At 59.1% G+C, this 25,732-nt stretch carries 21 protein-coding genes; 11 read left to right on the top strand and 10 right to left on the bottom strand.

The genetic code is table 11. The features are described from left to right. The first annotated feature begins 219 nt into the window (after positions 1-219). Complete coding sequence (locus GSF67_RS12110; RefSeq protein WP_006310723.1) at positions 220-1,914, top strand: adenylate/guanylate cyclase domain-containing protein; 1,695 nt, start codon at positions 220-222, stop codon at positions 1,912-1,914. A gap of 37 nt (positions 1,915-1,951) precedes the next feature. On the opposite strand, the gene GSF67_RS12115 is transcribed toward GSF67_RS12110, so the two are convergent. Together GSF67_RS12115 and GSF67_RS12120 are read right to left on the bottom strand one after the other, a co-directional pair. After that, a complete protein-coding gene (locus tag GSF67_RS12115) occupies positions 1,952-2,434 on the bottom strand; it encodes a class I SAM-dependent methyltransferase (RefSeq protein ID WP_006310724.1) in 483 nt (160 codons plus the stop codon). Between the two features lie 4 nt (positions 2,435-2,438). After that, the gene (locus GSF67_RS12120; RefSeq protein WP_006310725.1) at positions 2,439-3,779 is read right to left on the bottom strand and encodes a nucleotide sugar dehydrogenase; all 1,341 of its coding nucleotides are present in this window, start codon (positions 3,777-3,779) and stop codon (positions 2,439-2,441) included. Between the two features lie 127 nt (positions 3,780-3,906). Between GSF67_RS12120 and GSF67_RS12125 the strand changes: the two genes are divergently transcribed. Further along, positions 3,907-5,004, top strand: a complete 1,098-nt coding sequence (locus GSF67_RS12125) for a glycosyltransferase family 4 protein (protein ID WP_006310726.1) — start codon at positions 3,907-3,909, stop codon at positions 5,002-5,004. Beyond that, on the top strand, positions 5,001-5,744 hold the full coding sequence (locus tag GSF67_RS12130; protein WP_006310727.1) for a polysaccharide deacetylase family protein: 744 nt from the start codon (positions 5,001-5,003) through the stop codon (positions 5,742-5,744). Before GSF67_RS12125 ends, GSF67_RS12130 begins: the two co-directional genes overlap by 4 nt. On the opposite strand, the gene GSF67_RS12135 is transcribed toward GSF67_RS12130, so the two are convergent. Continuing rightward, the gene (locus tag GSF67_RS12135) at positions 5,736-6,698 is read right to left on the bottom strand and encodes a glycosyltransferase family 32 protein (RefSeq protein WP_006310728.1); all 963 of its coding nucleotides are present in this window, start codon (positions 6,696-6,698) and stop codon (positions 5,736-5,738) included. The genes GSF67_RS12130 and GSF67_RS12135 overlap by 9 nt on opposite strands. 209 nt (positions 6,699-6,907) lie before the next feature. Between GSF67_RS12135 and GSF67_RS12140 the strand changes: the two genes are divergently transcribed. The 7 genes from GSF67_RS12140 to GSF67_RS12170 all read left to right on the top strand — a co-directional run bounded on the left by GSF67_RS12140 (position 6,908) and on the right by GSF67_RS12170 (position 16,590). Beyond that, entirely contained in the window at positions 6,908-8,800 is a 1,893-nt protein-coding gene (locus GSF67_RS12140) for an ABC transporter ATP-binding protein (protein ID WP_006310729.1), read from the top strand. Continuing rightward, positions 8,797-10,698 (top strand): ABC transporter substrate-binding protein, encoded by a 1,902-nt coding sequence (locus tag GSF67_RS12145; protein WP_006310730.1) that lies wholly within the window; start codon positions 8,797-8,799, stop codon positions 10,696-10,698. The genes GSF67_RS12140 and GSF67_RS12145 overlap by 4 nt, the downstream gene beginning before the upstream one ends. A gap of 1 nt (position 10,699) precedes the next feature. Further along, positions 10,700-11,698, top strand: a complete 999-nt coding sequence (locus GSF67_RS12150; protein WP_010972421.1) for an ABC transporter permease — start codon at positions 10,700-10,702, stop codon at positions 11,696-11,698. After that, complete coding sequence (locus GSF67_RS12155; RefSeq protein WP_006310732.1) at positions 11,695-12,870, top strand: ABC transporter permease; 1,176 nt, start codon at positions 11,695-11,697, stop codon at positions 12,868-12,870. The genes GSF67_RS12150 and GSF67_RS12155 overlap by 4 nt, the downstream gene beginning before the upstream one ends. Before the next feature lie 72 nt (positions 12,871-12,942). Continuing rightward, positions 12,943-14,151, top strand: coding sequence for a glycosyltransferase family protein (locus GSF67_RS12160; protein ID WP_006310733.1), 1,209 nt, complete (start codon positions 12,943-12,945; stop codon positions 14,149-14,151). Positions 14,152-14,194: 43 nt separating this feature from the next. Beyond that, entirely contained in the window at positions 14,195-15,442 is a 1,248-nt protein-coding gene (locus tag GSF67_RS12165) for a glycosyltransferase (RefSeq protein WP_006310735.1), read from the top strand. Beyond that, on the top strand, positions 15,439-16,590 hold the full coding sequence (locus GSF67_RS12170) for a glycosyltransferase family protein (protein ID WP_006310736.1): 1,152 nt from the start codon (positions 15,439-15,441) through the stop codon (positions 16,588-16,590). Before GSF67_RS12165 ends, GSF67_RS12170 begins: the two co-directional genes overlap by 4 nt. On the opposite strand, the gene GSF67_RS12175 is transcribed toward GSF67_RS12170, so the two are convergent. The 6 genes from GSF67_RS12175 to GSF67_RS12200 all read right to left on the bottom strand — a co-directional run bounded on the left by GSF67_RS12175 (position 16,556) and on the right by GSF67_RS12200 (position 23,725). Beyond that, entirely contained in the window at positions 16,556-17,296 is a 741-nt protein-coding gene (locus tag GSF67_RS12175) for a copper homeostasis protein CutC (RefSeq protein WP_006310737.1), read from the bottom strand. The two genes, GSF67_RS12170 and GSF67_RS12175, sit on opposite strands and share 35 nt — an antisense overlap. A 25-nt stretch (positions 17,297-17,321) precedes the next feature. Further along, positions 17,322-18,527 (bottom strand): MFS transporter, encoded by a 1,206-nt coding sequence (locus GSF67_RS12180; RefSeq protein WP_006310738.1) that lies wholly within the window; start codon positions 18,525-18,527, stop codon positions 17,322-17,324. A gap of 63 nt (positions 18,528-18,590) precedes the next feature. Then, on the bottom strand, positions 18,591-20,024 hold the full coding sequence (locus tag GSF67_RS12185; RefSeq protein WP_006310739.1) for a M81 family metallopeptidase: 1,434 nt from the start codon (positions 20,022-20,024) through the stop codon (positions 18,591-18,593). Between the two features lie 12 nt (positions 20,025-20,036). Next, entirely contained in the window at positions 20,037-21,956 is a 1,920-nt protein-coding gene (locus GSF67_RS12190) for a beta-N-acetylhexosaminidase (RefSeq protein WP_006310740.1), read from the bottom strand. A gap of 44 nt (positions 21,957-22,000) precedes the next feature. After that, on the bottom strand, positions 22,001-22,783 hold the full coding sequence (locus tag GSF67_RS12195) for an SDR family oxidoreductase (protein WP_006310741.1): 783 nt from the start codon (positions 22,781-22,783) through the stop codon (positions 22,001-22,003). 78 nt (positions 22,784-22,861) lie between these two features. Then, positions 22,862-23,725 (bottom strand): MurR/RpiR family transcriptional regulator, encoded by an 864-nt coding sequence (locus tag GSF67_RS12200; RefSeq protein WP_006310742.1) that lies wholly within the window; start codon positions 23,723-23,725, stop codon positions 22,862-22,864. 243 nt (positions 23,726-23,968) lie between these two features. On the opposite strand from GSF67_RS12200, the gene GSF67_RS12205 reads away from it, so the two are divergent. Next, the gene (locus GSF67_RS12205; protein ID WP_006310743.1) at positions 23,969-24,454 is read left to right on the top strand and encodes a hypothetical protein; all 486 of its coding nucleotides are present in this window, start codon (positions 23,969-23,971) and stop codon (positions 24,452-24,454) included. Positions 24,455-24,604: 150 nt separating this feature from the next. On the opposite strand, the gene GSF67_RS12210 is transcribed toward GSF67_RS12205, so the two are convergent. Next, complete coding sequence (locus GSF67_RS12210; protein ID WP_006310745.1) at positions 24,605-25,717, bottom strand: ABC transporter ATP-binding protein; 1,113 nt, start codon at positions 25,715-25,717, stop codon at positions 24,605-24,607. Positions 25,718-25,732: the final 15 nt, after the last annotated feature.

Here is a 25,732-nt window from a genome sequence, read left to right on the forward strand (position 1 = left end):
CGGTGGAACATTCCTCACCACGATTGTATGCGAACACGCACAATTGACCGCTGCCGATCAATTGCTCCACGATATTGCCATGAGCCGGCCTGCATTTAAGGTATTTGCAAGACACGCATATCCCGTTTTTCCGCCCGGAAATTCGGCGAGACGATCTAAGATAGAGCCACCCCTATTGCATGATGATTCTATACCGAGCGGCCATTTGATGGGATTTGCATGATCCGTTTCTTTTCGGAAACCAATTTAAGACGCGCCCGGATCGCATCCGGCCTCATCATATTTGCTTTCGTTTTTTCCCACCTCTCCAATCATTCCCTTGCACTCATCTCCATCGACACGGCCGAACGGGCGCGGAAATGGTTCAGCCTGATCTGGCTCAATCCTGTCAGCAGTCTGCTTTTTTACGGGTCGGTCGTGGTGCATGTCTGCCTTGTACTGCGCTCGCTTTATCTGCGCAGGACATTGCGCATGCCGCTTCGCGAGGCGCTTCAGGTCATATTCGGACTGTCGATCCCGTTTCTAATCATCGGCCATGCGGTCAATATCCGCGCCTCACATATGCTTTATGGCATCGACGTCGGTTATTATTCCGTCATCCGGAGGCTGTGGATAAACAATCCGGTCAGCGGCGCGTGGCAGAGCCTCGCATTGATTGTCATCTGGACCCACGGATGCATCGGCCTCTATTTCTGGCTGCGATACCGCGACTGGTATCCGAAAATCGCCGGGCTGTTCATGACGGTGGCTGTGATGCTGCCGCTTCTGGCCTTGCTGGGCTTCAGCGATGCGGGCCGCTGGCTGGAAGAGGTGGATCGGAAATATGCACTTCCTCCGGGGCTTACGGATAACACTATCCAGAGAGACGAACTGCCGCTGCAAAGGGAGATGGAAACGCGGATCCGGTTCATCACAGGTGCGACCGAGGCAATTTTCGCCGGCGCGGTGATGCTGGTCTTCGTTTTGCGTGGTGTGCGAAGCTTCCGGCAAAGGCTGACCGCGATTGAAATCCACTATGAACAGGGCGTGCAGGCGCGTATTCCGGCCGGCTTCAGTATTCTGGAAGCCAGCAGGCTCGCGGGCATCCCGCATTACTCGGTCTGTGGCGGCAAGGGGCGCTGCTCGACCTGTCGCGTCAAGGTTCTGAACAGCAAAGGCCCGCTTCCGCCACCCGGAGATATCGAGCAGACCACGCTCCGGCGTATCCACGCCGATTCGGACGTGCGGCTCGGTTGTCAGTTGCGCCCCACCAGCGATCTCGACATCGCGCTTCTCGTTTCACCGCCCCAGCAAAGCGATCTGCCCGCGGATGCGCAGTCGGCCCGCCCCGGTCGGGAAGAGGAAATCGCCATTCTCTTCTGCGATCTGCGCAATTTCACCACGCTGTCGGAAGCGAAGCTGCCCTATGATGTGGTCTTCCTTTTGAACCGCTACTTCACCATCGTCGGCCAGGCCGTCGAACAGGCCGATGGTCATCTCGACAAATTCATCGGCGATGGCGCCATGGCCCTTTTTGGACTTGGCGAGGATACGGACCGGGCCTGCCGCAACGCCATGAAGGCAGCCGCAACCATATTGCGGGATATCGCCATCCTGAACGAAGGGTTGGAGAAACAATTCGCCGTCCGCCTGGAAGTGGTGGTTGGCATTCACTCCGGCCCGAGCATCGTCGGCGTGATGGGATATGGCGCGGCAAAAACCCTGACAGCCATAGGCGATACCGTGAATGTGGCAAGCCGGCTCGAATCCAAGGCCAAGGAATTCGGCGCCGCCATCGTCGTTTCCGAACCGGCCATCATCCAGGCAGGACAGGATATTGCCGATCTCAGAAGCGAAAACATCGCCATTCGCGGACGAAACTCGCAGATGAAAGTGTATCTGCTCTCAAGAGAAGAGAGCGAGCGTTATCTATGAGACAGTCACGGCGCTTTTGTCGTCGGGCGGTCCACCGTCAAATCTTGCGATAGAGAAAATAGCGATCCGTCGGCACGCTTTCCGGCACCGGCAGCGGTTTCAGCATGGCATGGTCGAGCGGCAGACCGCTGATGGCGATACCGCCTTTTGCCAGCATGCCCGCGGCAAGATCGGGCAACCATGTGAGCGTAACCGCGTCCTTTTCCGGATAACCCGTGCCGATATCGGCATGCACCATCGCCGCGTCCGTGCCGATGAAGGCCGGAGCGGTTTGCGAGATTTCACCGATCACGAGATCCTCTACCGCCGGAACGGAAGAGGCATGAGCACCCATGGCCCTGTCAAAAGCGATGATACGGCGGTTGGGAAACAGTTCCCGCAGGTGATTGAAAGTGCGCCCGTTTCCAAGCCCGATTTCCATGAGCGCGCCCTGATCGGGCAGATCGAGATCGGCCTCGACATGGTTGAGGATATCGCGCTGTGCGCTCAAACGGCGAATGAAACTGTCCAGTCTGCTCATAATATCAGGCCTTGATGATGTGTTTTGCGGCGATATCCCGGCGCGCGAAGACATTTCGTGTATCGATGATCAGCGGCGCCCAGTCGCTAAGCGCGGCATAGTCGACATTGTCGTGATCCGTCGCGACAAGAACGGCATCGAAGCTGCCGATGGTCTCCCTGTCCCAGAATATGGATTTCATGCCCATAAGGTGGCTATATTCCCGGGTTTTCGGGATTTCCGCCACATAGGGATCGAAATAGGCCGCATCGCCACCGCGCTCCTGAATAAGCTCCAAGAGCTTCAGCGACGGACTTTCGCGAATGTCGGGCACGTTTTTCTTGTAAGCGAGACCGACGACCAGCACTTTCGAGCGGCTGAGCGCCTTCCCCGAATGGATATCCAGCGCTTCAGCAACCCGCCCGACGACATGGCGCGGCATGCCGGTATTGATTTCGCCGGCAAGCTCGATGAACCGCGTCGGCAATTCATATTCGCGCGATTTCCAGGTGAGGTAGAAAGGGTCGATCGGTATGCAATGACCGCCGAGACCGGGACCGGGATAAAACGGCATGAAACCGAACGGCTTGGTTTTTGCCGCGTCGATCACTTCCCATATGTCGATGCCCATCGCCTCGTAGACGACCTTGAGTTCGTTGACGAGCGCGATATTGACGGCACGGAAGACGTTTTCGGTGATTTTCACCGCCTCGGCCGTGGCATTGGTCGAAACCGGAACGATCTTCTTCACCACTGAGCCGTAGAAGGCGGCCATCAGCTTTCCGGCAGCCTCGCCGTCACCGGCGACAACCTTCGGAATGGTCGAGGTCTCGAAATCGCGATTGCCCGGATCTTCCCGCTCGGGCGAAAAGCCGATGAAGAAATCGACGCCAGAGACGAGGCCGGTGCTCTCCAGAATGGTCTTCACCACCCCGTCGGTCGTGCCAGGATAGGTGGTCGATTCCAGCACCACGAGCTGCCCCTTGCGCAGATGTGCGGCAATATCCCGGCAGGTCTTTTCGACATAAGAAAGGTCCGGCTCGCGATATTTCGTCAGCGGCGTCGGCACGCAAATGGCGATCACATCGCATTCGGCCAGCCTCAAAAAATCGCTGGTGGCAACGAAACCGTCATCCTGCCGCACACTTGCCAGCACCTCATCGGAAACCGCCTCGATATAGCTGCGGCCCGCTTCGATCGCGGTAATTTTACCGGGGTCGATGTCGAAACCGACGACCTTGAAACCGGCCTTAGCGACCGTCATGGCAAGCGGCAGGCCGACATAGCCGAGGCCGATCACCCCCGCTTTGGCGCTTTTGTTTTCGATGCTGGAAAGCAGGGTCCGGGAAATGTCTGGGGAAGTCAAAGCGTGTCACGCTCCGCGCATGTGCAAAAGATGCCTTTCAGTTGGGCAAGAATGACCGACCTGTCAAGGCTCGGCCCTTTCAAATTCCGGTTGACGCCCAAGCCGCAGGCGACGCACAACCATCCGCATGAAGATCGCCTTTTATTCGCCGCTCAAGTCACCCTACCATCCCGTTCCCTCCGGCGACCGGCTGATGGCCCGACTTTTGATGAAAGCGATGACGATGGCTGGCCATGAGGTTTTCGTCGCCTCGGAACTGCGCAGCTTTCTGAAACAGCCGGACGATCCGGCGCGGCCAGCGCTGATCGATGAGGCGGGACGCGAAATCGAAGCGATAGCGGAGCGCTGGCGGCAGGAGGGCGCACCGGACCTCTGGTTTTGTTATCACCCCTATTACAAGGCTCCGGATTTGCTCGGCCCGGAACTCGTGCACCGTTTCGGCATCGCATATGTGACTGCAGAGGCATCCTATTCGCCGAAACGCAACGGCATGGGCTGGCAGGCGATTCAGGACGGGTTGCTCGCCGCATTGAACGGGGCCGCGGTCAATATCTGCTTCACCGCGCGGGACCGTGAAGGGCTTGTGCGCGCTTCCCCCACCCTGCAATGGGCGATATTGCCACCATTCATCGACGCCGGGGCATTTCTCAGCAACATACCCCGGCCGGAGCCCGCAAGGCTGATCACCGTCGCCATGATGCGGGCGGGCGACAAGCTCTCGAGCTATCGTACCCTGTCCGAAGCGCTGGCTTTACTGCCTGAGACTCTCGACTGGACGCTGGATATCATCGGCGACGGCCCGGAACGCGCGGCCGTGGAGACGATGTTCAGCGCGTTTCCCGATCATCGCCTTGGCTGGCACGGGGAAAAAAGCCCGACAGAAATCGCGACACTTCTTTCAAAAGCTTCCCTTTATGTCTGGCCGGGTCATGGCGAGGCCTATGGTCTCGCCTATCTCGAAGCGCAGGCCGCCGGTCTGCCTGTCGTGGCCGAAAAAGTCGCCGGCGTTCCCGAGGTGGTAAAATCCGGCACGACAGGATTACTGACACCGGAAAATGATACAGCCGCTTACGCCGAGGCAATCAGGACCCTGCTCGGCGATGACAGACAGCGTGAGGAGCTGGCAAAAGCGGCCCGCCAGTTCGTCATCAATGAACGATCTCTGGAAAACGCCGCAACGACGCTGAACCAAATTCTTTTGCAGGCAAAGGCACGAAGATCATGAGTCTGAAAAAACTCACCGCGGCACTGGATGAATGCAGTCGGCGCGGCATAAAGGCCGATCTCTGGCTGCGGGACGACGATGCGGTGGAACCGACGCTCGCTCTCGACATACTGCTTGATCTTTGCGGTAGCTTTTCCGTCCCTGTTACGCTCGCGGTCATTCCCGAGATGACGACGGATAAGCTTGCGACACATCTGGATGCCTCGGATATTGCTGACGTCGCCGTCCATGGCTGGTCACATGTGAATTACGCCGGGGACAAGGAAAAGAAACAGGAACTCGGGCCGCATCGCGACCCGGCCATCGTGCTTGATGAATTGCAATCCGGACTGGATAAGCTCCACGACCTGCATGGCAGGCGTCTTGTGCCGATGCTGGTGCCGCCGTGGAATCGTGTCGATGCCGGTATCGTGACGAGTTTGGCGGATATCGGATATCGCGCTTTATCCGTCTTCGGCCCCGAGAAAAACACCGTGCCGCCGTGCCTGAACACCCATGTCGATGTCATCGACTGGCACGGCAGCCGCGGCGGCCGTGACAATGATATCCTGTTTTCCGAGACCGCAGCCCGCATACTGCGCACCGCCGAAGAGGGCGGCACGACCGGTATCCTCACCCATCATCTTGTGCATGACGATACTGTCTGGCGCTTCCTGCGGCAGCTTTTCGAGGTGACGACAGGGCATCCCGCCGCCCGCTGGCGTTCCTCGAACGATCTCGTCAACGAGATATCACCATGACTTCCAGGCGATCAGCATCCCGCTGTCCTGCGTGGCAAGTTCCCGCCTGATCGCCTCCACCTCCTCCAGCGGTGCGCGGTCGGCAAGGGTCACGGCGACAAACGACGCCGGCGCAAGGCTGATACTGCCCGCCCGGGCGATGACGGTGAAGATCAGCGGACCGGTCGACCACCAGGCCGGCGCACGCGGCATTTCCTCGATGATCCCTGGAAAGGAATCGAGCATCTTGCGAAAGACCGGATGTCCGGCTGGGGCAGCAATGAAGGAATTGGCAAGCAGCATGCTCCCCTGCCCCGTATCGCGCGGCGTTTTTTCGTCAAACGCCGTCAGCCCTGCCAGAGGCACGAAAGCATCGAAACTCCTATCGTCGCGCGCCGGATACCAGTCGCAGTCGAGATAGATACCGCCAAAACGCTCCAGCAGGATGTAACGCGCCACGTCCACCGCGCCGGGATAATCGCCCTCACTGAGCATCCTGTTAAAGATGGCATTCGAAAACACACCCTCCCGCTCAAGATCTGCCTCCCGCCAGAGTCGATAGTCGTAACCATGCCGCGCGGCATGGGCGGCCCAGGCTTTGACCGATATCGGCGGCGCTTTTTCCCCGATCCATATCTGGTGAATGAGCCGCGGCACATCCTCCCGGCTTTTGAGATTGATCATGCGCCGGTCTTCGGCGGAAAACTGCGTATATTTTGCCAGCATATCCGGCGGCGGAACCAGCGTATATTGATAACCGATCCTAGCAACCAGATCGCCTTCGGCCTTGGCGAGGCGCAGCCGCGCGGCATGCAGCCGGCGCGGCAGGCCGAGCACAGTTCGCTCGCCCATCAGATGCGCGTCCTTTGCTGCAACCAACGATAAGAGAAGCGCGTCTGCTTCCGCATATTGCCCTTCATTTTGCAACTGCCGGGCCTTATCGAGCTGAGCGTCGTAATATTTCTTGTCGGACATGGATCCTCGTTCCAAAGCGCCCGTTAACATAGCACCAAACATGCACGGTCGGGCAAGCCGCCACATTTCGGAAGCCGGCTTTGAATTTGCTAAACAATTCAATGTTTCAGAGGCATAGACAGACAACAAACCCTGCGATAACGTGAGTTTAAGCCCTCCTGAACAATTGTCACAAGGCAAGATAAAGAGACGGCAAGGAACCTTTTGGCATGAGCGCTGGCGCAGATTTGCTCCGTATTGAAAATCTGCGGGTCTCTTTTTCTCTCATGGGCGGCACCATTGATGCCGTCAGGGATACCAGCCTGCGCATTCTCCCGGGAAAAGTGACGGCTCTTGTCGGCGAATCCGGCTCGGGAAAGTCCGTCATCGGCCAGACCATCATGGGGATCCATCCCAAGACGGCGCGTGTGAACGGCCGCGTGCTGTTTACCGACCCTGAAAACGCCGCCGCCGGCCCCATCGATCTGCTGCAATTGCCGAAGGACGGCCGGGAAATCCGCTCGATCCGTGGCAATCGCATCGGTCTGATTTTTCAGGAGCCCATGACCTCCTTTTCGCCGCTGCACACCATCGGCAACCAGATCGATGAAGCGCTCAGAATCCACAGCATCCTGTCGCCGGCAGAGCGCGCGGAAAAAATGTATGAAACGCTCGATCTCGTAGGGTTTTCCAAACCCAAGAAGGTCGTGAACATGTATCCCTTCGAACTGTCGGGCGGCATGCGCCAGCGTGCCATGATCGCCATGGCGCTCATCTGTCGGCCTGCACTTTTGATTGCGGATGAGCCGACAACCGCGCTGGATGTGACGATACAGGCACAAATCCTCAAGCTGCTGCGCGATCTCCAGAGCCGGCTGAACATGAGCATGCTGCTCATCACCCACGATCTCGGTGTTGTCGCCAACATCGCCGACGAAGTGGCCGTGATCTATCAGGGCGAGATCATGGAAGCTGGCACGGTCGATGACATTTTCAAGGCGCCGGGCCATCCCTATCTCAAGGGCCTGATGGCCGCCGTACCGCATTTCGACATGAAGCCCGGCGAAAGGCTGAAGGCGCTGCGCGAAATCAAGGTGGACCACGAAAGCCTCGTCGGCAAAAAGACCGCCGCGGTCAACAAAACCCCCGGCCCGCTTCTGACCGTCGATGACATCAGCAAGACCTTCACGACCCGCAAATCCAGCTGGTTCCGCAAAAGCGACGCCAATGCCACGAAGGCGGTCAACAGCGTCAGTTTTGAAATCTGTCGCGGCGAATGCCTCGGGCTGGTCGGCGAAAGCGGCAGCGGCAAGACCACCGTCAGTAAAATCCTCATGCGCGCCGTCCGGCCGGATGAGGGTTCGATAACCTTTCACCGGCCGGAAGGCGATATCGACGTCCTCAATGCGAAGGACGGTGATCTCAAAGAGCTGCGGTCGAAGATACAGATGGTCTTCCAGGACCCGATTTCATCGCTGTCTCCCCGCATGACCGTCGGCAATATCCTGAGCGAGCCGCTCGAAATCCACGGGCGGGGCGATGCGAAATACCGCGCGGAAAAAGTCCGTGGTCTCGTCAGGGCCATCGGCCTCGGCGAAAGCGCGCTGAACCGCTATCCCCATAGTTTCTCCGGCGGCCAGAGGCAGCGTATCGGCATTGCCCGCGCCCTGGCGCTCGGTCCCGAATTGCTGATCTGCGATGAACCCGTCTCCGCTCTCGATGTCTCGGTGCAGGCGCAGATCCTCAATCTGCTGAAGGATTTGCAGCAGGATCTCGGGCTCACCTATCTCTTCATCTCGCATAATCTCGCAGTGGTGGACTATATGGCAGACCGCGTGGCCGTGATGTGCGAGGGCCGTATCGTGGAACTGGCACCGCGCGAAATCCTGATGCGCTCCCCGGTTCACCCCTATACGAAATCCCTGCTGGCCGCCGTGCCTTTCCCCGATCTCGATCGTCCGCTCGATTTCCGCACCATCGGCAAGATCAGCGCGACAGGCAAATTCGACTGGGGCAAGCAGTTCCGGGACGAGGGTGATTGCGAGATGATATCAGCCGATCTCGGCGAAGGCCATTTCGTCCTTGCCAACGGCAATGCCGATATCCGGGAGCTTCGCCCTTGATCACGCGCCGCACCACGCTCGCCTTGCTGGCCTCCGTTTTCCTGCCGGCCTATGCGCGCGCCGCCTATGTCGACCCGGCCTATTTCAAGGACAAACGCGAAAAGGGCGAATTGCCCGACGTGGCCGAGCGCCTGCCGAAAAACCCGCGCGTCATCGACATGAAAGCGCTTGGCCGCGAGCCAGGAAAACATGGCGGCTCGGTGCGCATGCTCATTGGCGGCCAGCGTGACATCCGGCTCATGCCGATCAGCAACTATGCCCGCCTTGTCGGTTATGACGAAAAATTCGAACTGCATCCGGACATCCTCGAAAGCTACGAGGTTCAGGAAGAGCGCATCTTCACCTTCAAGCTGCGCGAGGGCCACAAATGGTCCGATGGCAGCGACTTCACTTCCGAGGATTTCCGATACTTCTGGGAGGATGTCGCCCTCAACAAGGAAATTCACAAGGGCGGTCCGCCGATCGAACTTCTGGTCAACAATAATCCACCGCTGATCGAAGTCGTCGACCGGCTGACGGTGCGTTACACCTGGGAAGGCCCGAACCCGGATTTCCTGGCAAAGCTCGCGGCGGCCTCGCCTGCGCGGCTGTTCCTTCCCGCCGCTTACATGAAGCAGTTCCACGTCAAATATCAGACCGCGGAAAATCTCGCCAAGCTCATCAAGAAGAACAAGGCGGATGACTGGAGCGGGCTTCATATCAAGATGTCACGGCAGGTCCGGCCGGAGAACCCCGCTTTGCCGACGCTCGACGCATGGCGAAACACGACCTCGCCGCCGGCCGAGCAATTCGTGTTCGAGCGCAACCCCTATTATCACCGCGTCGACGAAAACGGCCTGCAGCTGCCTTATCTCGACCGTTTCCTGCTGAACGTCACCTCCTCCGATATCATCTCGGCCAAAACGGCATCGGGCGATAGCGACCTGCAATATTTCGGCCTCGATTTCGCCGATTACACTTTCCTGAAGGATGCGGAAAAGCGTTTCCCCCTGAAGGTCAATCTCTACAAACGCTCTCAAGGCTCGCGCATCGCGCTGCTGCCCAATCTCAATTGCGCCGATCCGGTCTGGCGCACCGCTTTCCAGGACGTGCGCGTGCGCCGCGCCCTGTCGCTCGCGATCAACCGGCATGAAATCAACATGGTCTGCTTTTACGGATTGGCCAAGGAAAGCGCCGACACCGTGCTCCCGGAAAGTCCGCTTTACCGGCAGGAATTTGCGGACGCCTGGAGCGCTTTCGATCGTGCGGCGGCCAACAGGCTGCTCGATGAAGCGGGTTTCGACAAGCGCGACAATGCCGGCCTTCGGCTCCTGCCGGATGGTCGACCCGCCTATATCATCGTCGAAACGACAGGCGAAAGTACACTCGAAACCGATGTCATGGAACTGGTGACGGATCACTGGCGGCATATCGGCATTGCGGTTTCGGTGCGCCCCACCCAGCGCGACGTCTTCCGCAAGCGCGCCATGGGCGGCGAGGTGCTGATGTCGGTATGGATGGGCATGGACAATGGCGTGCCCACACCTGATATGCTGCCTTCCGGTCTCGCGCCCACCGGCGACGATCAGCTGCAATGGCCGGTCTGGGGCATTCATTATCTGTCCGGCGGCCGCGAGGGCAAGGAGCCCGACCTGCCGGAGGCGGCGCATCTTCTTGATCTCCTCAAAAAATGGCGCAGAAGCGTCACCGAGGAAGAACGGGAGGCGATCTGGCTGGAAATGCTCGGTATTTATACCCAGCAGGTGTTTTCGATCGGCATCGTCAACGGCGCGCTGCAACCCGTCGTCCATGTCAAACGCATGCGAAATGTGCCGGACAAGGCGCTTTTCGGTTATGAGCCCACATCCTATCTCGGCGTCTATATGCCGGATGCCTTCTGGTATGACGGAGACGCCTGATATGCTGCGGTATATAATCAAGCGCATCCTCGTCATGATCCCCACGCTGATCCTGATCTCAATGCTGGTCTTCACCATCATCGAACTGCCGCCGGGCGATTATTTCGAAAGCTACGTCGCCGAGCTGCGCGCGATGGGTGAGACGGCAAACCTTGCCGAAATCGAGGAATTGCGCACCCGTTACGGTTTCGATCAGCCGGCACCGATCCGCTATTTCCGCTGGGCGACCGGCATGCTGGTCGGCGATTTCGGTTATTCCTTCGAATATCAGCTGCCGGTCAGCGATGTGGTGGGAGACCGCCTCTGGCTGACGGTTCTGGTCTCCTTCGTCACCATCATCGTCACCTGGATTCTTGCCTTTCCGATCGGCATCTATTCCGCCACGCATAAATACAGCTGGGGAGATTACGGGCTCACCTTCCTCGGCCTGCTCGGCATTGCCATCCCCAATTTCATGCTGGCACTGATCCTGATGTATTTCGCCAATATCTGGTTCGGCATCTCCATCGGCCATCTGATGGACCGGGAATATCTGAACCAGGCGATGAGCTGGGCGAAGTTCAAATCGATCCTCGAACATATCTGGATTCCCGTCCTCATCATCGGAACGGCAGGCACGGCCGGCATGATCCGCCGCCTGCGCGCCAATCTGCTGGACGAGTTGCAGAAACAATATGTGGTGACAGCCCGCGCCAAGGGGCTGCACCCCTTTAAGGTGCTGATCAAATATCCGCTGCGCATGGCGCTGAATTTCTTCATTTCGGATATCGGCTCGATCCTGCCCGCCATCATCTCAGGCGCGGAAATCACCGCCGTCGTCCTGTCGCTCGAAACCACTGGCCCAATGCTCATCCGGGCTTTGCAAAGCCAGGATATGTATCTTGCCGGCTCGTTCCTGATGTTCCTGGCTTTCCTGACGGTGATCGGCGTTCTGGTGTCGGATATCGCCCTTGCCATACTCGACCCGCGCATCCGCTTCGGAGGTGGTAACGTCAAATGACTTCATCCATTCCGAAATCAGGCGAAGCCCTGCCCCATTACGTCTCGACGGCACCCTTCGACCCGTCGCTCATCGAACCCAACACCTCTGGAATGGCGGCCTTCAGCAAGGCATCACAGCTGAAGCTGATGTGGTGGCAATTCCGCCAGCACAAGATCGCTGTGTGGTCCGGCGCGTTTCTGGCGCTGATCTATCTTTCGATCCTGATCAGCGAGTTCCTCGCCCCTTACAATCTTCATACCCGCAATATCGAGCATATCTACGCGCCGCCGCAGGCTATCCACCTCTTCGACGACGGAAAATTTGTCGGTCCCTTCGTTTATGGCCGGGAAATGACGCTCGACATGGACAATCTGAGGCGCGTCTACCGGGATGTGCCGACGGATATCCAGCCGCTGCGCTTCTTCTGCAAGGGCGATACCTATCGCTTCTGGGGCATGTTTGAGGGCAGAACCCACTTTGTATGCCCGGCCGAAGGCGGTGAAATGTTCCTGCTCGGCACTGACAGGCTGGGGCGCGATGTGCTGTCGCGGATTATCTACGGCGCGCGCATCTCGCTGACCATCGGTCTTCTCGGTGTTGCCATGAGCTTCGTTCTCGGGATTGTGATCGGCGGTCTGGCGGGCTATCGCGGCGGCACCTTTGACCTGATTGTCCAGCGCATCATCGAGGTGCTGCAATCCATCCCCAGCATTCCTCTCTGGCTGGCGCTGGCGGCCATCATGCCGGTGACCTGGAGCCCGATCCTCGTGTATCTCGGCATCACCATCATTCTCGGCATGCTGGACTGGACTGGACTTGCACGCGCCGTGCGCTCGAAGCTTCTGGCGCTTCGCGAGGAAGACTATGTTTTATCTGCGCAATTGATGGGTGCCGGCACACCGCGCATCATTGGCAGACACCTTATCCCCGGCTTCATGTCACATCTCATCGCCTCGGCCACCCTGACGATACCCGGCATGATTCTCGGCGAGACCGCCCTGAGCTTCCTCGGCCTCGGTCTCAGGCCACCGATCACAAGTTGGGGAATTCTGCTCACGGAGGCGCGCAGCGTCAGCGTCATTGCGCTATATCCGTGGCTTCTCATCCCGACGATCCCGGTCGTTCTCGTCATTCTGGCCTTTAATTTCTTCGGCGACGGACTACGTGATGCTGCGGACCCCTTCAGATAAAATGGAATACACCTTGATCTATTGCCCTTCAGCCATCGCCTTTTTTGTGGAAGGCAAAAAGAGGTGTGGCCCATGAGCCCTCGTTTGAACGACGCGCGCATTCTCATGTACAGCCATGATTCCTTCGGGCTCGGCCATCTGCGACGGTGTCGCACCATCGCGCATGCGCTGGTGGAGGATTATCGTGGCCTCAACGTCCTCATCATATCGGGCGCGACCATTGCCGGTGCATTCGATTATCGCGCCCGCGTCGATTTCGTGAAAATCCCGAGCGTCATCAAGCTGCGCAACGGCGAATACACCTCGATGGACAGGCATATCGATCTCCAGGAAACGCTGAAGATGCGCCGATCCATCATTTATCACACCGCCGAGAGCTTCCAGCCTGACATCTTCATCGTCGACAAGGAGCCCATGGGCCTGCGCGGCGAGGTGGAGGAAACGCTTGCCTATCTCAAGGGACAGGGCACCAAGCTCGTCATTGGCCTGCGCGACGTCATGGATGCCCCGCAACTGCTCGAGGCCGAGTGGAAGCGCAACAACGTCATGACCAAGATCGGCCAGTTCTATGACCATGTCTGGGTCTACGGCCCGCCGGATTTCCACGACCCGCTGACAGGGCTCGACGTTCCGCAGACCGTGCGCGACAAGATGGATTTCGTCGGTTTCCTGCAACGATCCAAAACCCAGGCCGAAACCGTGGCACACCGGCCGGAAGGCGATTATCTTCTCATCACCACCGGCGGCGGCGGCGATGGCAGTGAACTGATAGATGACGTCATCAACGCCTATCACCATGACCCGGAACTGACGCATAAAGCGCTTGTCGTGCTCGGCCCCTATATGCCCGCGGATCAGCGCCAGCGCTTCATGAGCAGCGTTGCCGATATCCCGCATATCGAGATCATCGAATTCGACAACCGCATGGAAGACCTCGTCGCCGGGGCCCAGGCCGTTGTCTCGATGGGCGGCTACAACACCGTCTGCGAAATATTGTCCTTCGACAAACCCGCTCTCGTCGTGCCCCGCACGGTGCCGCGGGAAGAGCAGCTCATCCGCGCCACCCGCGCATCGGAGCTTGGCCTTTTCGACATGCTTTTGCCGGAAGACGCAGAGAACCCCGCAAAAATGGCAGAGGCTCTCAAAGCCCTGCCCAACCGCGCGCCTCCTTCCGTCAACTCCCAGAATCTGAAGCTCGACGGTCTGGAAAACATATCGCGTCGGATTGCGGAATGGCTGCCGCACGAGAGCGAGAAGGCACCGATTACGCTCACCGCGTGATCGGCTTCCCAACCAACACTGCTTCAAAAGAGACACGCGCAACGTGACCGATACAAAAAAAATCGTGGTTCTCCTCAAGGGCTATCCGCGCCTGTCCGAGACTTTCATCGCCCAGGAGCTTCTGGGGCTCGAAAAGGCCGGGCTGGAACTCGAACTCATGTCCATGCGCCGTCCGACGGACAAGAAGCGCCACCCCGTTCACGATGAAATCCGCGCGCCCGTCACATATCTGCCGGAATATCTGCATGAGGAGCCCCTGCGGGTTCTGAAGGCGCTATGGGCCTGCCGTAAAAAGCCGGGCTTTACCAAGGCACTTCGCCGGTTTTTCAGCGACCTGCCGCATGATCTCAGCCGCAACCGCTTTCGCCGTTTCGGGCAGGCCGCGGTTCTGGCCCATGAATGGCCTGTGGATGCCGAATGGCTGCATGTTCATTTCATCCACACGCCCGCCTCCGTTGCCGCTTACACCCATCTCATAACAGGCACACCGTGGACGATTTCCGCCCATGCCAAGGACATCTGGACCTCCAGCGACCGCGACCTCGCGGCCAAGCTGCAAAGCGCCCGCTGGGCCGTGACCTGCACTGCCGGCGGTTTTCAGCATCTGCAGGCGCTCTCCGGCGCAAAGCAGAATGTGCATCTGAGCTATCACGGGCTCGATCTCACCCGTTTCCCGCATTTCGATGGACCGCGCCCCGCAAGAGACGGGTCAACCGCTGATGATCCGGTCAGGATTTTAAGCGTCGGTCGTGCGGTCAAGAAAAAAGGCATCGATATTCTGCTGCGGGCGCTCTCTTCGCTTCCCCAGACAATCCATTGGCGCTTCACCCATATCGGCGGTGGCGACGAACTCTCCGCGCTGAAAAAACTGGCCGACGAACTCGGCATTGCCGACAGGATCGTCTGGACCGGTGCCATGGAGCAGAAGCAGGTGCTGGAAAATTACCGCGAGGCGGACCTCTTCGCACTTGCCTGCCGCATCACCAGCGATGGCGACCGCGACGGTCTTCCCAATGTGCTGGTGGAGGCCGCGAGCCAGGCGCTGACCTGCATTTCCACCAATATATCAGGCATCCCGGAGTTCTTCGTGAATGGCGAAAACGGCCTGCTGACGGAACCGGAAAATCCGGCAGCCTTCGCAGAAGCGCTGCGCACCGCCATCACCGATCCGCAATTGCGCCAGCGTCTGGGCGCTGCCGCCGAAAACCGTGTAAGAACGGCTTTCGACCACCGCACCAGCATCGCCGAGTTGAAGGCTCTGTTTAAGACCGAGTGGGAAAAGACACCATGACCGCGATGGAAAAGCGTCCTTCCGTTTTCTTTTACGTGCAGCATCTTCTCGGCATCGGCCATATTGCCCGCGCCAGCCGCGTTGCCAATGCCTTGCAGGCGGATGGTTTCGATGTCGTTCTGGTCACCGGCGGCACCCCGGTTCCGGGCTTTCCGGGCGAGGGCATCCGTCATGTCGAACTACCACCAATCGCCGTCAGCGATGGCAGCTTTTCCGGCCTGGTCGACAGTTCCGGCAAGCCGGTGGACAACACTTTCAAGAACCTCAGAACCGACATGCTGATCGGCGCCTATCACGGCGCAAAGCCCGATATCGTCATCATCGAGGCTTTCCCCTTCGGCCGCAGACAGGTGCGCTTCGAATTGCTGCCGCTGCTGGACGAGATCGAGGACAGCGAACCACGCCCGCTCGTCATGACATCGCTGCGTGATATCCTCCAGGAAAAGACCAAGCCCGGCCGGGACGAAGAGACCGTATCCCTGGTGAAGAAACATTTCGACGCAGTGCTCGTGCACGGCGATCCCGATTTCGCCCGGCTGGAAGACACGTTCCCCCTCGCCGGCGAAATTAGCCAGCGCATTGTCTATACCGGGCTCGTCGCCCCGCAGCGACCGCCGGAGCCTGCTGAAAAATTCGATATCGTCGTTTCCGCGGGCGGCGGCGCCGTCGGTGCAGCCCTCATCCGGGCAGCCCTTGAAGCGGCGCCGCTGCTCGCTGGCATCAAAAGCTGGTGCCTCGTCACCGGTCCCAACATGCCGCAGGCAGATTTCGATGCGATCTCGGCCAAAGCGCCGAACAATGTCTCCGTCTTCCGCTTCCGCAAGGATTTCGCAAGCCTGCTTGCCGGTGCACGGCTTTCGGTCTCACAGGCGGGTTACAATACCGTGTGTGATATTCTCCAGGCGAAATGCCGCTCGCTCCTGATCCCATTCGCGGCCGGTGGCGAAACGGAACAGAGCGCCCGCGCGGAACGGCTGGCGCGACTAGGGCTGGCGCAGGTGCTTGAGGAAAAACACATCTCCGCGCAGTCCATGGCCGATGCAATCAAGGCGGCATTGGCGCTGCCGGAACCGGACAAGATCCACCTCGATCTCGATGGCGCGGCCGGCACCGCTAGAGCGTTGCGCCGCCTTTATGATGAGCGCTGAGGATCGACTTTAATTCGCGCACGGCGGCCTCATCCGTCGCCTTGCGCCCCGCGCCGGTGAAACCGAGCTTCGCCACGCTGCTTTCCGGATCATAAAACGGGACGGCGGAACAGGACGCGTGGATTTCCGTGATCGGAAAACGATCCAGCAAAACCTGAACGCTTTGCGGACGCACACCCGCTCCAGGCATGATGACGATCCGGCCTTTGGCAAGCTCCGACAGGTGTGCCAGCGTCTCTATGCCCTCAAGCGCCGAACGCGCGCCGCCGGAGGTCAGGATGCGTGGAAAACCAAGCGAAATGGCAGCCTCCAGGGCCTCTTCCATATCCGGCGCGACATCGAACGCCCGGTGCAGCGTCGCATCCATTCCGTCGGCGTGACGGCGCAAGTCTTCAAGCAAAGCCATATCAAGCGAGCCATCGCCACGCGATGCGCCGAGTACAACGCCTGAAAGCCCTGCGGCGCGTGCCGCATCGATATCGCGTTTCATCACATCGGCCTCGTCGTGCGTGAACACGAAATCCCCGGCGCGCGACCTGATCATGACACTCACCGGCAATCCATAGGCCGCAGCCCGCTGCATGAACCCCGCCGATGGCGTCACGCCGCCGCCGGACAGCGCCGCACAAAGCTCGATCCGGTCGGCCCCGCCCCTGACAGCCGCTTCCAGACCGGCCACATCGTCCACGCAAATCTCGAGAATCATTGGTACCTCTTTCATAGGGTGGCCGTTACCTGCGGCGGCCGGTCCCATCAAGCGTGTAGAGCATGTAAACACCGCCCAGACCGACGATCGCACCCAGTATCGACGTCCCCGAATAGCTGGAGACCAGGGTTCCAACGGCAAAAATCAGCGCACCGAGACCGGCGCCGAGGAAGATATTGACCGCGATCAGCGAGCTTCCGAGCCCCGGGCGATCGGCGATCAACTCTTGCAGATAGGTGATGGGAATGCTGATGATGGCGGCGGCACCGAGCGCGCTGATGACGGTCTGTGCGTAGATGTGCCACGGCGCGGAAGCGAGCCCCTGCAGGATGAGATAGATGGCGTAAAGCACCGCACCCGCCGCGAGCGTCAGCGTCTGCGGCACCTTCTTTTCGATCCAGCCCCAGAGGAGAATGAAGACAATTTCCAGCGCGGCGACGATGCCCGCGACGATACCGATATCCGCAACCGTACCCTTTGCCTGTCCGGTGATGATGAGTGAGCGGATGGAATCATTCAGATGCAGCATGGAGCAGATCAGGGCGATGGCGATAATCCGCAAAAGCACCCGCCGCGATCCGATTTCCGCAAGGGAAGCCATGAGGCCGAAGCGCGCTTCATTATTGACGACCGCCGGCGTGGCCGCGCGTGGCAGACAGAAAGCAACCAGCAGGAAACAAATGAGCGCACAGATACCCGAAAACAGGAACGCCAGAAGCATATTGCCGGAATTCACCAGAAAAATGCCGACAATGCCGGGTACCAGTACCCAGGACAGCGAGATGGTCGCCCGCATGATCGAATTCACGGCGATCATGTCGCCCGTTGAAAGATTGCGGGCATCAGCGCGCACATGTGCGAAGATCAGCGAGTTCATCGCCCCGAAAATCGGCAGCAGAATAAGCTTGGCACTGACGAAAGCCGTGGCGTTGCCGATCAGATAAACCAGCATATAACCGCTGACACCGAAGAGCGCGATGAGCAGCATAGGCTTGCGATATTCGCCCAGTCTGTCGGCGACGATGCCCATCAAGACGCTGGCGCTGACATTGATAACGGCGGCAAACAGCATCAACAGCGAGTAGACGCTGTTGCTCAGCCCGATTTCACGAATGCCGATGACCGCCTGATAGGGCGCGGTCGCCGCATTCGAAAAGCCGAAAAACAGGATGGCGAGCGCCCCGATGCGGATCGACGGATTGTTGATGACGATGGAAAGAGCCGACGGCATGGATATTCGCCTGAGATGATCCGGCCCCGCCGGATCGCTGGGGTAAAAACTACCGAACCGCTGTCATTGCCAGCGGGTCGAAAGGATGGGTTCGGGTGTATAGTCGAAATCCGGCTTCCAAGGGTAAAAATCGCCGGACCGGCGATGATTGGGAAGGTTTTCGATATCCTGATTGATAACCCCTTCCGTCAGCGCCATGAGATTGGGGTTGGCGATGGGCGCAAGCTCCGGCGAAAGATAACCTGACTTGACGACCAGCAGCCTGACCTCTTTTGGATCGAAGCCCAGACGGGTGAAATCCGAAATCATGTGATAGGGCCGGCGTCGCGCCGCCAGAATGACCGTGATGCCGTCGATGGCGACCACCGCCTGCTGCTGATCGGCAGCACCGGGGTCGTCCAATTTCAAAACCTGAGCTTCGACGGTGACGGACGGGCTTTGCGGATCGAGACTGCCGCCTATCTTCAGGGAAAGGTGTGCGCCCTCGCCTGCCGCAAAGCAGGCCTCGACAGCAGGCCGGTCGGTGATGCCGCCCAGAAGAGCGCCCTGCCAATTACGCTCAATCAGCGCCGAAAGAACATCGGCGCGGTCACCCACCCCGCCGCCAGTCGGGTTGTCGCCGGAGTCGGCGAGAATGATCGGCCGGCTAGTCGTTTTCTCCGCAATATCCATGATGGCGTCGAGCGGCTCCGTCACAGGCCCGAAACGAAAATCCTGCCGCGCATTCCAGTAGGATTGCGCGATCTCGTTGGCAACCGCTTTCGCGGCGGCTTTGTCGGTTCCCGTCACCACCGCACAAGCGGTTGCCCGAGGTTCATCGGCCCAGACGTAACCGATCATGAAATTTGCATCCCATATGCCGGGCCGCGCATCGTGATCCGGCAGAACGGCATAGAGGCTTTTGGCAGGCTCGTCTTCCGTGGAGGTCTTTTCACCCGGCAGCAGAACGGGAATTTTCGCCCAGGCCACGCCGGGCTTTTCTCCCGTTTTTAAGGCCTTCAGCAGCATCATCCAAGCCCGCACCATCGTCTCACGCACATCGATATGCGGCGCAGTTCGGTAGCCGGCAAATATATCCAGCTGGTCGATGATGGTCTGGCTGACATTACCGTGCAGGTCGTAGCTAGCAGAAACCACGACATCCGGCCCGACCACGGCGCGGGCACTGGAAATCCAGTCGCCTTCCGCATCATCCATGCCCTCGACATTCATCGCACCATGCATGGCGAGATAAAGCCCGTCCAGCGGCAACGAGGCCTTCAGGCGTTCGAGAAACTCCTGCTTGAATGCGTCATAGGCCGCACGTGACACCGGGCCACCCGGCACGGCGCGGGCGTGCAGAAGCGGCAATACCTCCGCTCCGCCTTCCCCGAGGAAATTGAAATATTCGGCCTCCAGAAGCACCAAGCCCCGAAAGACGCGAAAATCCTCCTGCCCCATCAGAACAGGGGAATAGGTGCTGCATTCGGTATGGATTCCACCAACGGCAATACGCATCTCGCCTTCCCCTCAATAAACCGGGTTCAAGGGAACGATAGCGGAAAACCGCAGCCAGTCCTTCTGCGCCTTTGGCGTCCATGCCGCCTCGGCAATGGCCGGCAGCCTTGGGAAAACCAGATGGTTGAAATAGGCACGGTTGAGAAAATGTTCGGACCAGATACAGGCCTGAACACCCTTCATCCGCTCCTTCAATTCGTCAGGGAAATCGCCGACCGCCTCATAAGCATAGGTATGCGACGGCGGAACCGTGCCGGCCCAGCTTGCGCCGGGCTCCTGCCAGGCTTCGTCCTGCACCATGTCGAGATAATAGGCCTGACCCGGCGTCATAACCACGTCATACCCCTGCCTTGCAAGCTCAAGCCCGACTTCTGGCTTCTGCCATGCCATCAGCAATGTTCCAGCGGGATCGACGCCGCCACCATGGGACACCTCGTCCCAGCCGGCAAGCTGGCGGCCGCGCTCATGCAGCATCCCCTGAATGCGTTTCATGAAATAGGACTGGATACCGAAGGTGCCGTCCAGCCCCTCTTTTTCCATCAGCGCCTTGGCCAGTGGCGAGGCGAGCCACGAGCCATCCGCAACCTCGTCGCCGCCGATATGGATGAGCCGCGACGGGAACAGCTCCACCATCTCGTCGAAAATCTTGCCGAGGAACTCATAGGTCGGCTCGATGGCCGGGTTGAGCGCGTTATTGGGATATCCCTGCACCGAGCGATAGCTGTCCGGCGCTTCCTGCCCGTCCGTCAGCTCCGGATAGGCAACAAGAGCCGCGGTGCTGTGACCGGGAATATCCACCTCCGGCACGATTTCGACATTCAACGCCGCCGCATGCGCCACGACCAGACGCACGTCATCCTGCGTGTAATAACCGGAAACCGGTTCCGCGCCATTGCCGAGCTGCGGTAGAAGCGGTGCATCCGGGCCACGCGTCGCGCCGATGGTAGTGAGCAGCGGATAGGCCTTTATTTCCAGACGCCACGCTTCGTCATCCGTCAGGTGCCAATGGAAGCGGTTCATGCGCAGCCATGCGAGAATATCGATGAGCCGCAGGACATCGCCTGTCGGATAGAATTGCCGCGAAACATCGAGATGGCAGCCGCGCCAGCTATACCGCGGCGCATCGCTGATAGTGCCGGAGGCCGGGAAACGGAATTTCGGATCGATGCGAGCGCCATGCAGCAGCTGCGCCAGAACCGTCAGGCCATATTGCAGGCCGGCAGCGGCGGAATATTCCACGGTGACGGCTTCGTTGGAAAAAGCGATGCGGTAACCTTCCGCTTCGAGCCCGCTATGCTGCTTGAAACGCAGCGGTTTTCCCTCATGCACCGGCGCAAGGCTGAAAGGCACATGCCCGACGGCAAAGAGCCTGCGGAACAGCGACAGCACTGTTTCCACCGCAAGCACTTCCTCCGCCCTGGCGTCCTCCATCGGGAAAAGTGCTACGGGAAAGCCTTCACCCGGTTCGGCATCGATTTCAGCTGGCCAGGGCTGGATGGCGAAGGGCAGATCGAGCTTGCCTTCGGGAAGCAGCACCGGCGCCGGCTCGCTGTGGCGCCCATCCAGCATCAGGTCACCCACATCCACGGCGCGATGTGTGCCATCGGCAAGGCTGACATAGGCGGATTTTGCACCGTCCGTGCGATGCCGGGCAGGTCTCAACAGGCCATCGACGGTGAAGCGCCAGGATTTGCCCGGCTCCAGCACGAAACCGGATGGGGGTGCAAATTCATGGAAATTGGCGTTGCGACGCAGATAGATGGCGTTGCCGCACACCGGCTTGTCCACAGTGCGCGTGAGCGACGTATAAACGATGCGAAAATCCTTCAGCGGTTCGTGGGATAGATTGACCAGCGTGAAGGTGAAACCGCCGGATGCCGACTCAGCGAGCGGATGCCATGAATTTTCGAGACGATACTGTGCGAGCGCCATGATGCTCCCCTTTATTGCGCATTGAACCCGTTAGAGGGCTTCGGTCAGTAGTGTTCGGATTGCGAAAATGTCCGGGCGAGCGGCGCCTGCCCCGCCGTCAGCCCACAATCAACCGGCAGGCACACGCCGCTGATGGCGGCAGCCTGCGGGCCGGCGAGAAAAGCAACCGCATTGGCCACATCCTCGGGTCTGACGATCCGCTGCAGCGGATACCAGTGCTTGGCTTCCTCGAAGACCTGGGGATTGGTGGCAGCGCGCGCCTCCCATGCCTGCGTGCGCACGGTGCCCGGCGCGACGGCATTGGAACGAATACCGAATTTGCCGTATTCGACGGCGATCAGCTTGGTCAGATGGATCAACCCGGCCTTTGCCGCGCTATAGGCCGGATGGCCGAACACAGCCATGCCATTGACGGATGTGATATTGATGACAGAGCCTTCGGTGCGCTTCAACGCCTCCTCGAAAGCCCTGAAGCAGAGAAACGGCGCTTCCAGATTGAGCGCATTGTCCTTGCGCCAGATTTCAGCCGTTGTGTCGTGCAGGCTGACGGCCCGTGCCGCACCGGCATTATTGACGAGGGTGGCGACTTCGCCCAGTTCCGCGACCTCGGCGGCCAGCCGCTCAAGATCCTGCGGATCGGTGACATCACAGGTCTTGGCAACGAAGCCCGGACCGGAAAGCTTGTAAAGCGCATCGGACAGGGCGTCGGCATCGATATCGACCAGCACCACCTTTTTATGGCTTTCAGAAAGTGCCGCAGCAATCGCCCGGCCAATATCCCCTGCCGCACCGGTTACGATGGCGAGCTGGTCTTTCCTGTCGTTCATCACCTTTACAACTCCCTTGAAACTTTCCGACCCACCACAGGGGTCTCCGGCGAAACTGCCTGTATTTTTTTCTCGCCCTCAGTCACCGAGCAATTGCTTGTCGTCCGGGTCACGATGCTCCACCAGCTGCTGCTTGATGTGACGCAGCGTCACCATCGATCTCTGCCGCTGCTGATAGGCAGCGAGCGTCGCAAGAATATCGACGGCGGCCAGATAGGCGTAACGGGACGAAGTCGGGCGGAAGATATTGTTCCCTTCGGGCACATTAACGGCCACCACCATATCGGCCGCGGCGGCGACCGGCGTGTCGCTCTGGGTAAGTGCGATGGTGGTGACCCCCATTTCGCGCGCCAGTCGGAAACACTTCACCAGTTCCATGTTGCGACCGGAAAAGGACGAACCGATAATCACGTCTTCCTTGCGCGCCGCTGCCGTCATCATCAGCTGCATGCTGTGATCGGCGCTGGTCGAAACACGCAAACCCAGCCGAAACAGCCGGTTCTGGATTTCCGAAGCGATCATCGAGGAATTGCCGCCCGCGCCGAAGGCATAGATCATGCCGCTATTGGCAATCTTGACCGCCGCTTCATCGGCGAGCGCGGGATCGAGTGTTTTGTGCAGCAGGAACAGCGCTTCCTGCGCCTTTGCCAACACCTCTTCCGCGACATCGGAAGGGCCGGTGCTGGAAGGCTCTGATGTGAGATACCGGACACCCACATAGGCCGTCTTGGCAAGGCTGACCTTGAAGTCCGAAAAGCTCTGGCAACCGAGACGACGGCAGAACCGCGTCACCGTCGGCGGCGAGACTTCTGCGCGGGCTGCAAGCTCGATAATAGACGCATTGACGGCGAATTCGAAGTCCGAAACCAGAATATCGGCAATCCGCCGTTCTGACTGCGAGAACTGCCCCTTGTCGTCCTGTATCCTTGCGAAAATATCCATGCTCACCGGTCTCCGTTCCGCCAAAACTTAATGCTTGGCCCCTTTGCCGATGCACCCTAATAAAGCGCGCCCGTCAACCGCATAGACCCACGAATCGACCATGTTTCGTCCCCTCGACGACATGACGGATGCCTTTGATTTGAAAATCATTTTCTCTGTTGATTGCGAGATGAGCATATGCCAACAATATTCACCAGAGAAATCTCCAAATCTTGAAAATAATTTCAACAACGGACCCAGGCCATGCGTGATCCCTTCAAAAACCCCTTTCCCGAAACCGACACCGCCCGCCATTCCATCTGGGAGATGCTGGTGACGCGCGATATCGATGCCTTCCTCGCTGCCGACTGGTCGAAGGTCGCGGATGATTTCGTCGAGGACGGTTTCCTCGGTATCAATGCCAATCGCGATGCAAACCCGGACAACTGGCGCCTGTCCTTCCCCTCGCTCGCCGCCTATCGCGACGAATGGCTGAAACAGGCGAAGGATTTCCAGACCCAGCAATTTTCCGAAGACCCGCGCCATGCGATCTTCACCACCACCACGCTGGAAGAAATCGAACTGGAAGGCGAGACCGCGCTGGTTCGCAAGAAGTTCGACGGCGGGCTTCGCAAGGCCGACGGCAGCTTCGACGCCATGAAATGGCAAACACTCTATTATTGCCGGCTGCATCAGGGCCGCTGGAAGATCAGCGGCTTTACCGGCTACATGCCCAACCCCATGCCGTGATCGAGCCGGCACGCAAGAGAACCTTGAACGCCGGGCCAAAAGCCCGGCGTTGTCTTTTCGCCTCGGGACGACGGACAAAAAGCGCCGAAAACGGATCGCATCAGGAAAAGCCGGGCATAAAACGACAGAATGCATGGCCCGGCTCCGTTCCTATTGAATCAGCTTGAGGACTGACAGGTCGACTCGACGATCGAGAGCAATGCCGCTTTCATCGAACAGATGGCAATCCGAAGCCTTGATGCCGGTGACGATCGGCTCATCCACGACGACAGGCGCGGAGCCGGGAAGCAGAGCGCAATAATTCTCACCCGTCGGGGCGACCCCATAAGCAATGGTATTCACCCCAAGGCGCTCGATAACGCTCGGCGCGACCTTGATGTTGAGATCGGCTGCTTCGAGACCGGTATGTTCCGGACGAATGCCGAGCGTCAGCTGCTTGCCCTCAAGACCGGCACGAGGCTCCACCGGCACGGTGATCGTCTGGTCCTCATAGGCCACCGTCACGCCCTCGGCGCTGACCGATTTGCAGGTGACCTTCAGGAAATTCATTTTCGGATTGCCAATGAAGCCCGCCACGAACAGGTTCGCTGGCTTGTGGTAAAGCTCGAGCGGCGCGCCGACCTGGGCGATTTCACCGGCATTCAACACCACGATACGGTCGGCCATGGTCATGGCTTCCACCTGATCATGGGTGACATAGATCATCGTCGCTTTCAGCGTCTTGTGAAGATTGGTCAATTCGATGCGCATATCGGCGCGAAGCGCCGCATCGAGGTTCGAAAGCGGCTCGTCGAACAGGAATATCTTCGGCTCGCGAACGATGGCCCGGCCGATCGCCACGCGCTGGCGCTGGCCGCCGGACAAATTGCCGGGGCGCTGCTGCAGACGCTGGTCGAGCTGGAGAATCTTCGCGACACCCTCGACCTTCTGCTTGATCTTTTCCTCCGCCATCTTCTCGACACGCAGGGGAAATGCGATGTTTTCAAAAACCGTCATATGCGGATAAAGCGCATAGGACTGGAACACCATGGCGATGCCGCGCTTGACCGGCGGCAACTCATTGACCTTCACGCCGTTTATGACGACGTCACCGGCGGAAATCTCCTCAAGGCCGGCGATCATGCGCAGCAATGTGGATTTGCCGCATCCCGAAGGGCCGACAAAAACGACGAACTCGCCATCCCTGATGTCGAGCTGAACGCCCTTGATGACTTCGAAATGTCCATAGTTCTTGCGGACGTTGTTGAGATAAAGCTGACCCAAGACTTGCCTCTCCCG

Origin of the sequence: Agrobacterium sp. CGMCC 11546 (assembly GCF_013365515.1) — a bacterium.
In the GTDB taxonomy this organism is placed as follows: Bacteria; Pseudomonadota; Alphaproteobacteria; order Rhizobiales; family Rhizobiaceae; genus Agrobacterium; species Agrobacterium fabrum.

Excerpts from the sequence above, each read along its gene's own strand:
- GSF67_RS12160 (WP_006310733.1), top strand. The coding sequence starts at position 12,943 with ATGAGCCCTCGTTTGAACGACGCGCGCATTCTCATGTACAGCCATGAT.
- GSF67_RS12170 (WP_006310736.1), top strand. The coding sequence starts at position 15,439 with ATGACCGCGATGGAAAAGCGTCCTTCCGTTTTCTTTTACGTGCAGCAT.
- GSF67_RS12180 (WP_006310738.1), bottom strand. The coding sequence starts at position 18,527 with ATGCCGTCGGCTCTTTCCATCGTCATCAACAATCCGTCGATCCGCATC.
- GSF67_RS12130 (WP_006310727.1), top strand. The coding sequence starts at position 5,001 with ATGAGTCTGAAAAAACTCACCGCGGCACTGGATGAATGCAGTCGGCGC.
- GSF67_RS12175 (WP_006310737.1), bottom strand. The coding sequence starts at position 17,296 with ATGATTCTCGAGATTTGCGTGGACGATGTGGCCGGTCTGGAAGCGGCT.
- GSF67_RS12195 (WP_006310741.1), bottom strand. The coding sequence starts at position 22,783 with ATGAACGACAGGAAAGACCAGCTCGCCATCGTAACCGGTGCGGCAGGG.
- GSF67_RS12205 (WP_006310743.1), top strand. The coding sequence starts at position 23,969 with ATGCGTGATCCCTTCAAAAACCCCTTTCCCGAAACCGACACCGCCCGC.
- GSF67_RS12155 (WP_006310732.1), top strand. The coding sequence starts at position 11,695 with ATGACTTCATCCATTCCGAAATCAGGCGAAGCCCTGCCCCATTACGTC.
- GSF67_RS12200 (WP_006310742.1), bottom strand. The coding sequence starts at position 23,725 with ATGGATATTTTCGCAAGGATACAGGACGACAAGGGGCAGTTCTCGCAG.
- GSF67_RS12115 (WP_006310724.1), bottom strand. The coding sequence starts at position 2,434 with ATGAGCAGACTGGACAGTTTCATTCGCCGTTTGAGCGCACAGCGCGAT.
- GSF67_RS12140 (WP_006310729.1), top strand. The coding sequence starts at position 6,908 with ATGAGCGCTGGCGCAGATTTGCTCCGTATTGAAAATCTGCGGGTCTCT.
- GSF67_RS12150 (WP_010972421.1), top strand. The coding sequence starts at position 10,700 with ATGCTGCGGTATATAATCAAGCGCATCCTCGTCATGATCCCCACGCTG.
- GSF67_RS12135 (WP_006310728.1), bottom strand. The coding sequence starts at position 6,698 with ATGTCCGACAAGAAATATTACGACGCTCAGCTCGATAAGGCCCGGCAG.
- GSF67_RS12185 (WP_006310739.1), bottom strand. The coding sequence starts at position 20,024 with ATGCGTATTGCCGTTGGTGGAATCCATACCGAATGCAGCACCTATTCC.
- GSF67_RS12110 (WP_006310723.1), top strand. The coding sequence starts at position 220 with ATGATCCGTTTCTTTTCGGAAACCAATTTAAGACGCGCCCGGATCGCA.
- GSF67_RS12190 (WP_006310740.1), bottom strand. The coding sequence starts at position 21,956 with ATGGCGCTCGCACAGTATCGTCTCGAAAATTCATGGCATCCGCTCGCT.
- GSF67_RS12125 (WP_006310726.1), top strand. The coding sequence starts at position 3,907 with ATGAAGATCGCCTTTTATTCGCCGCTCAAGTCACCCTACCATCCCGTT.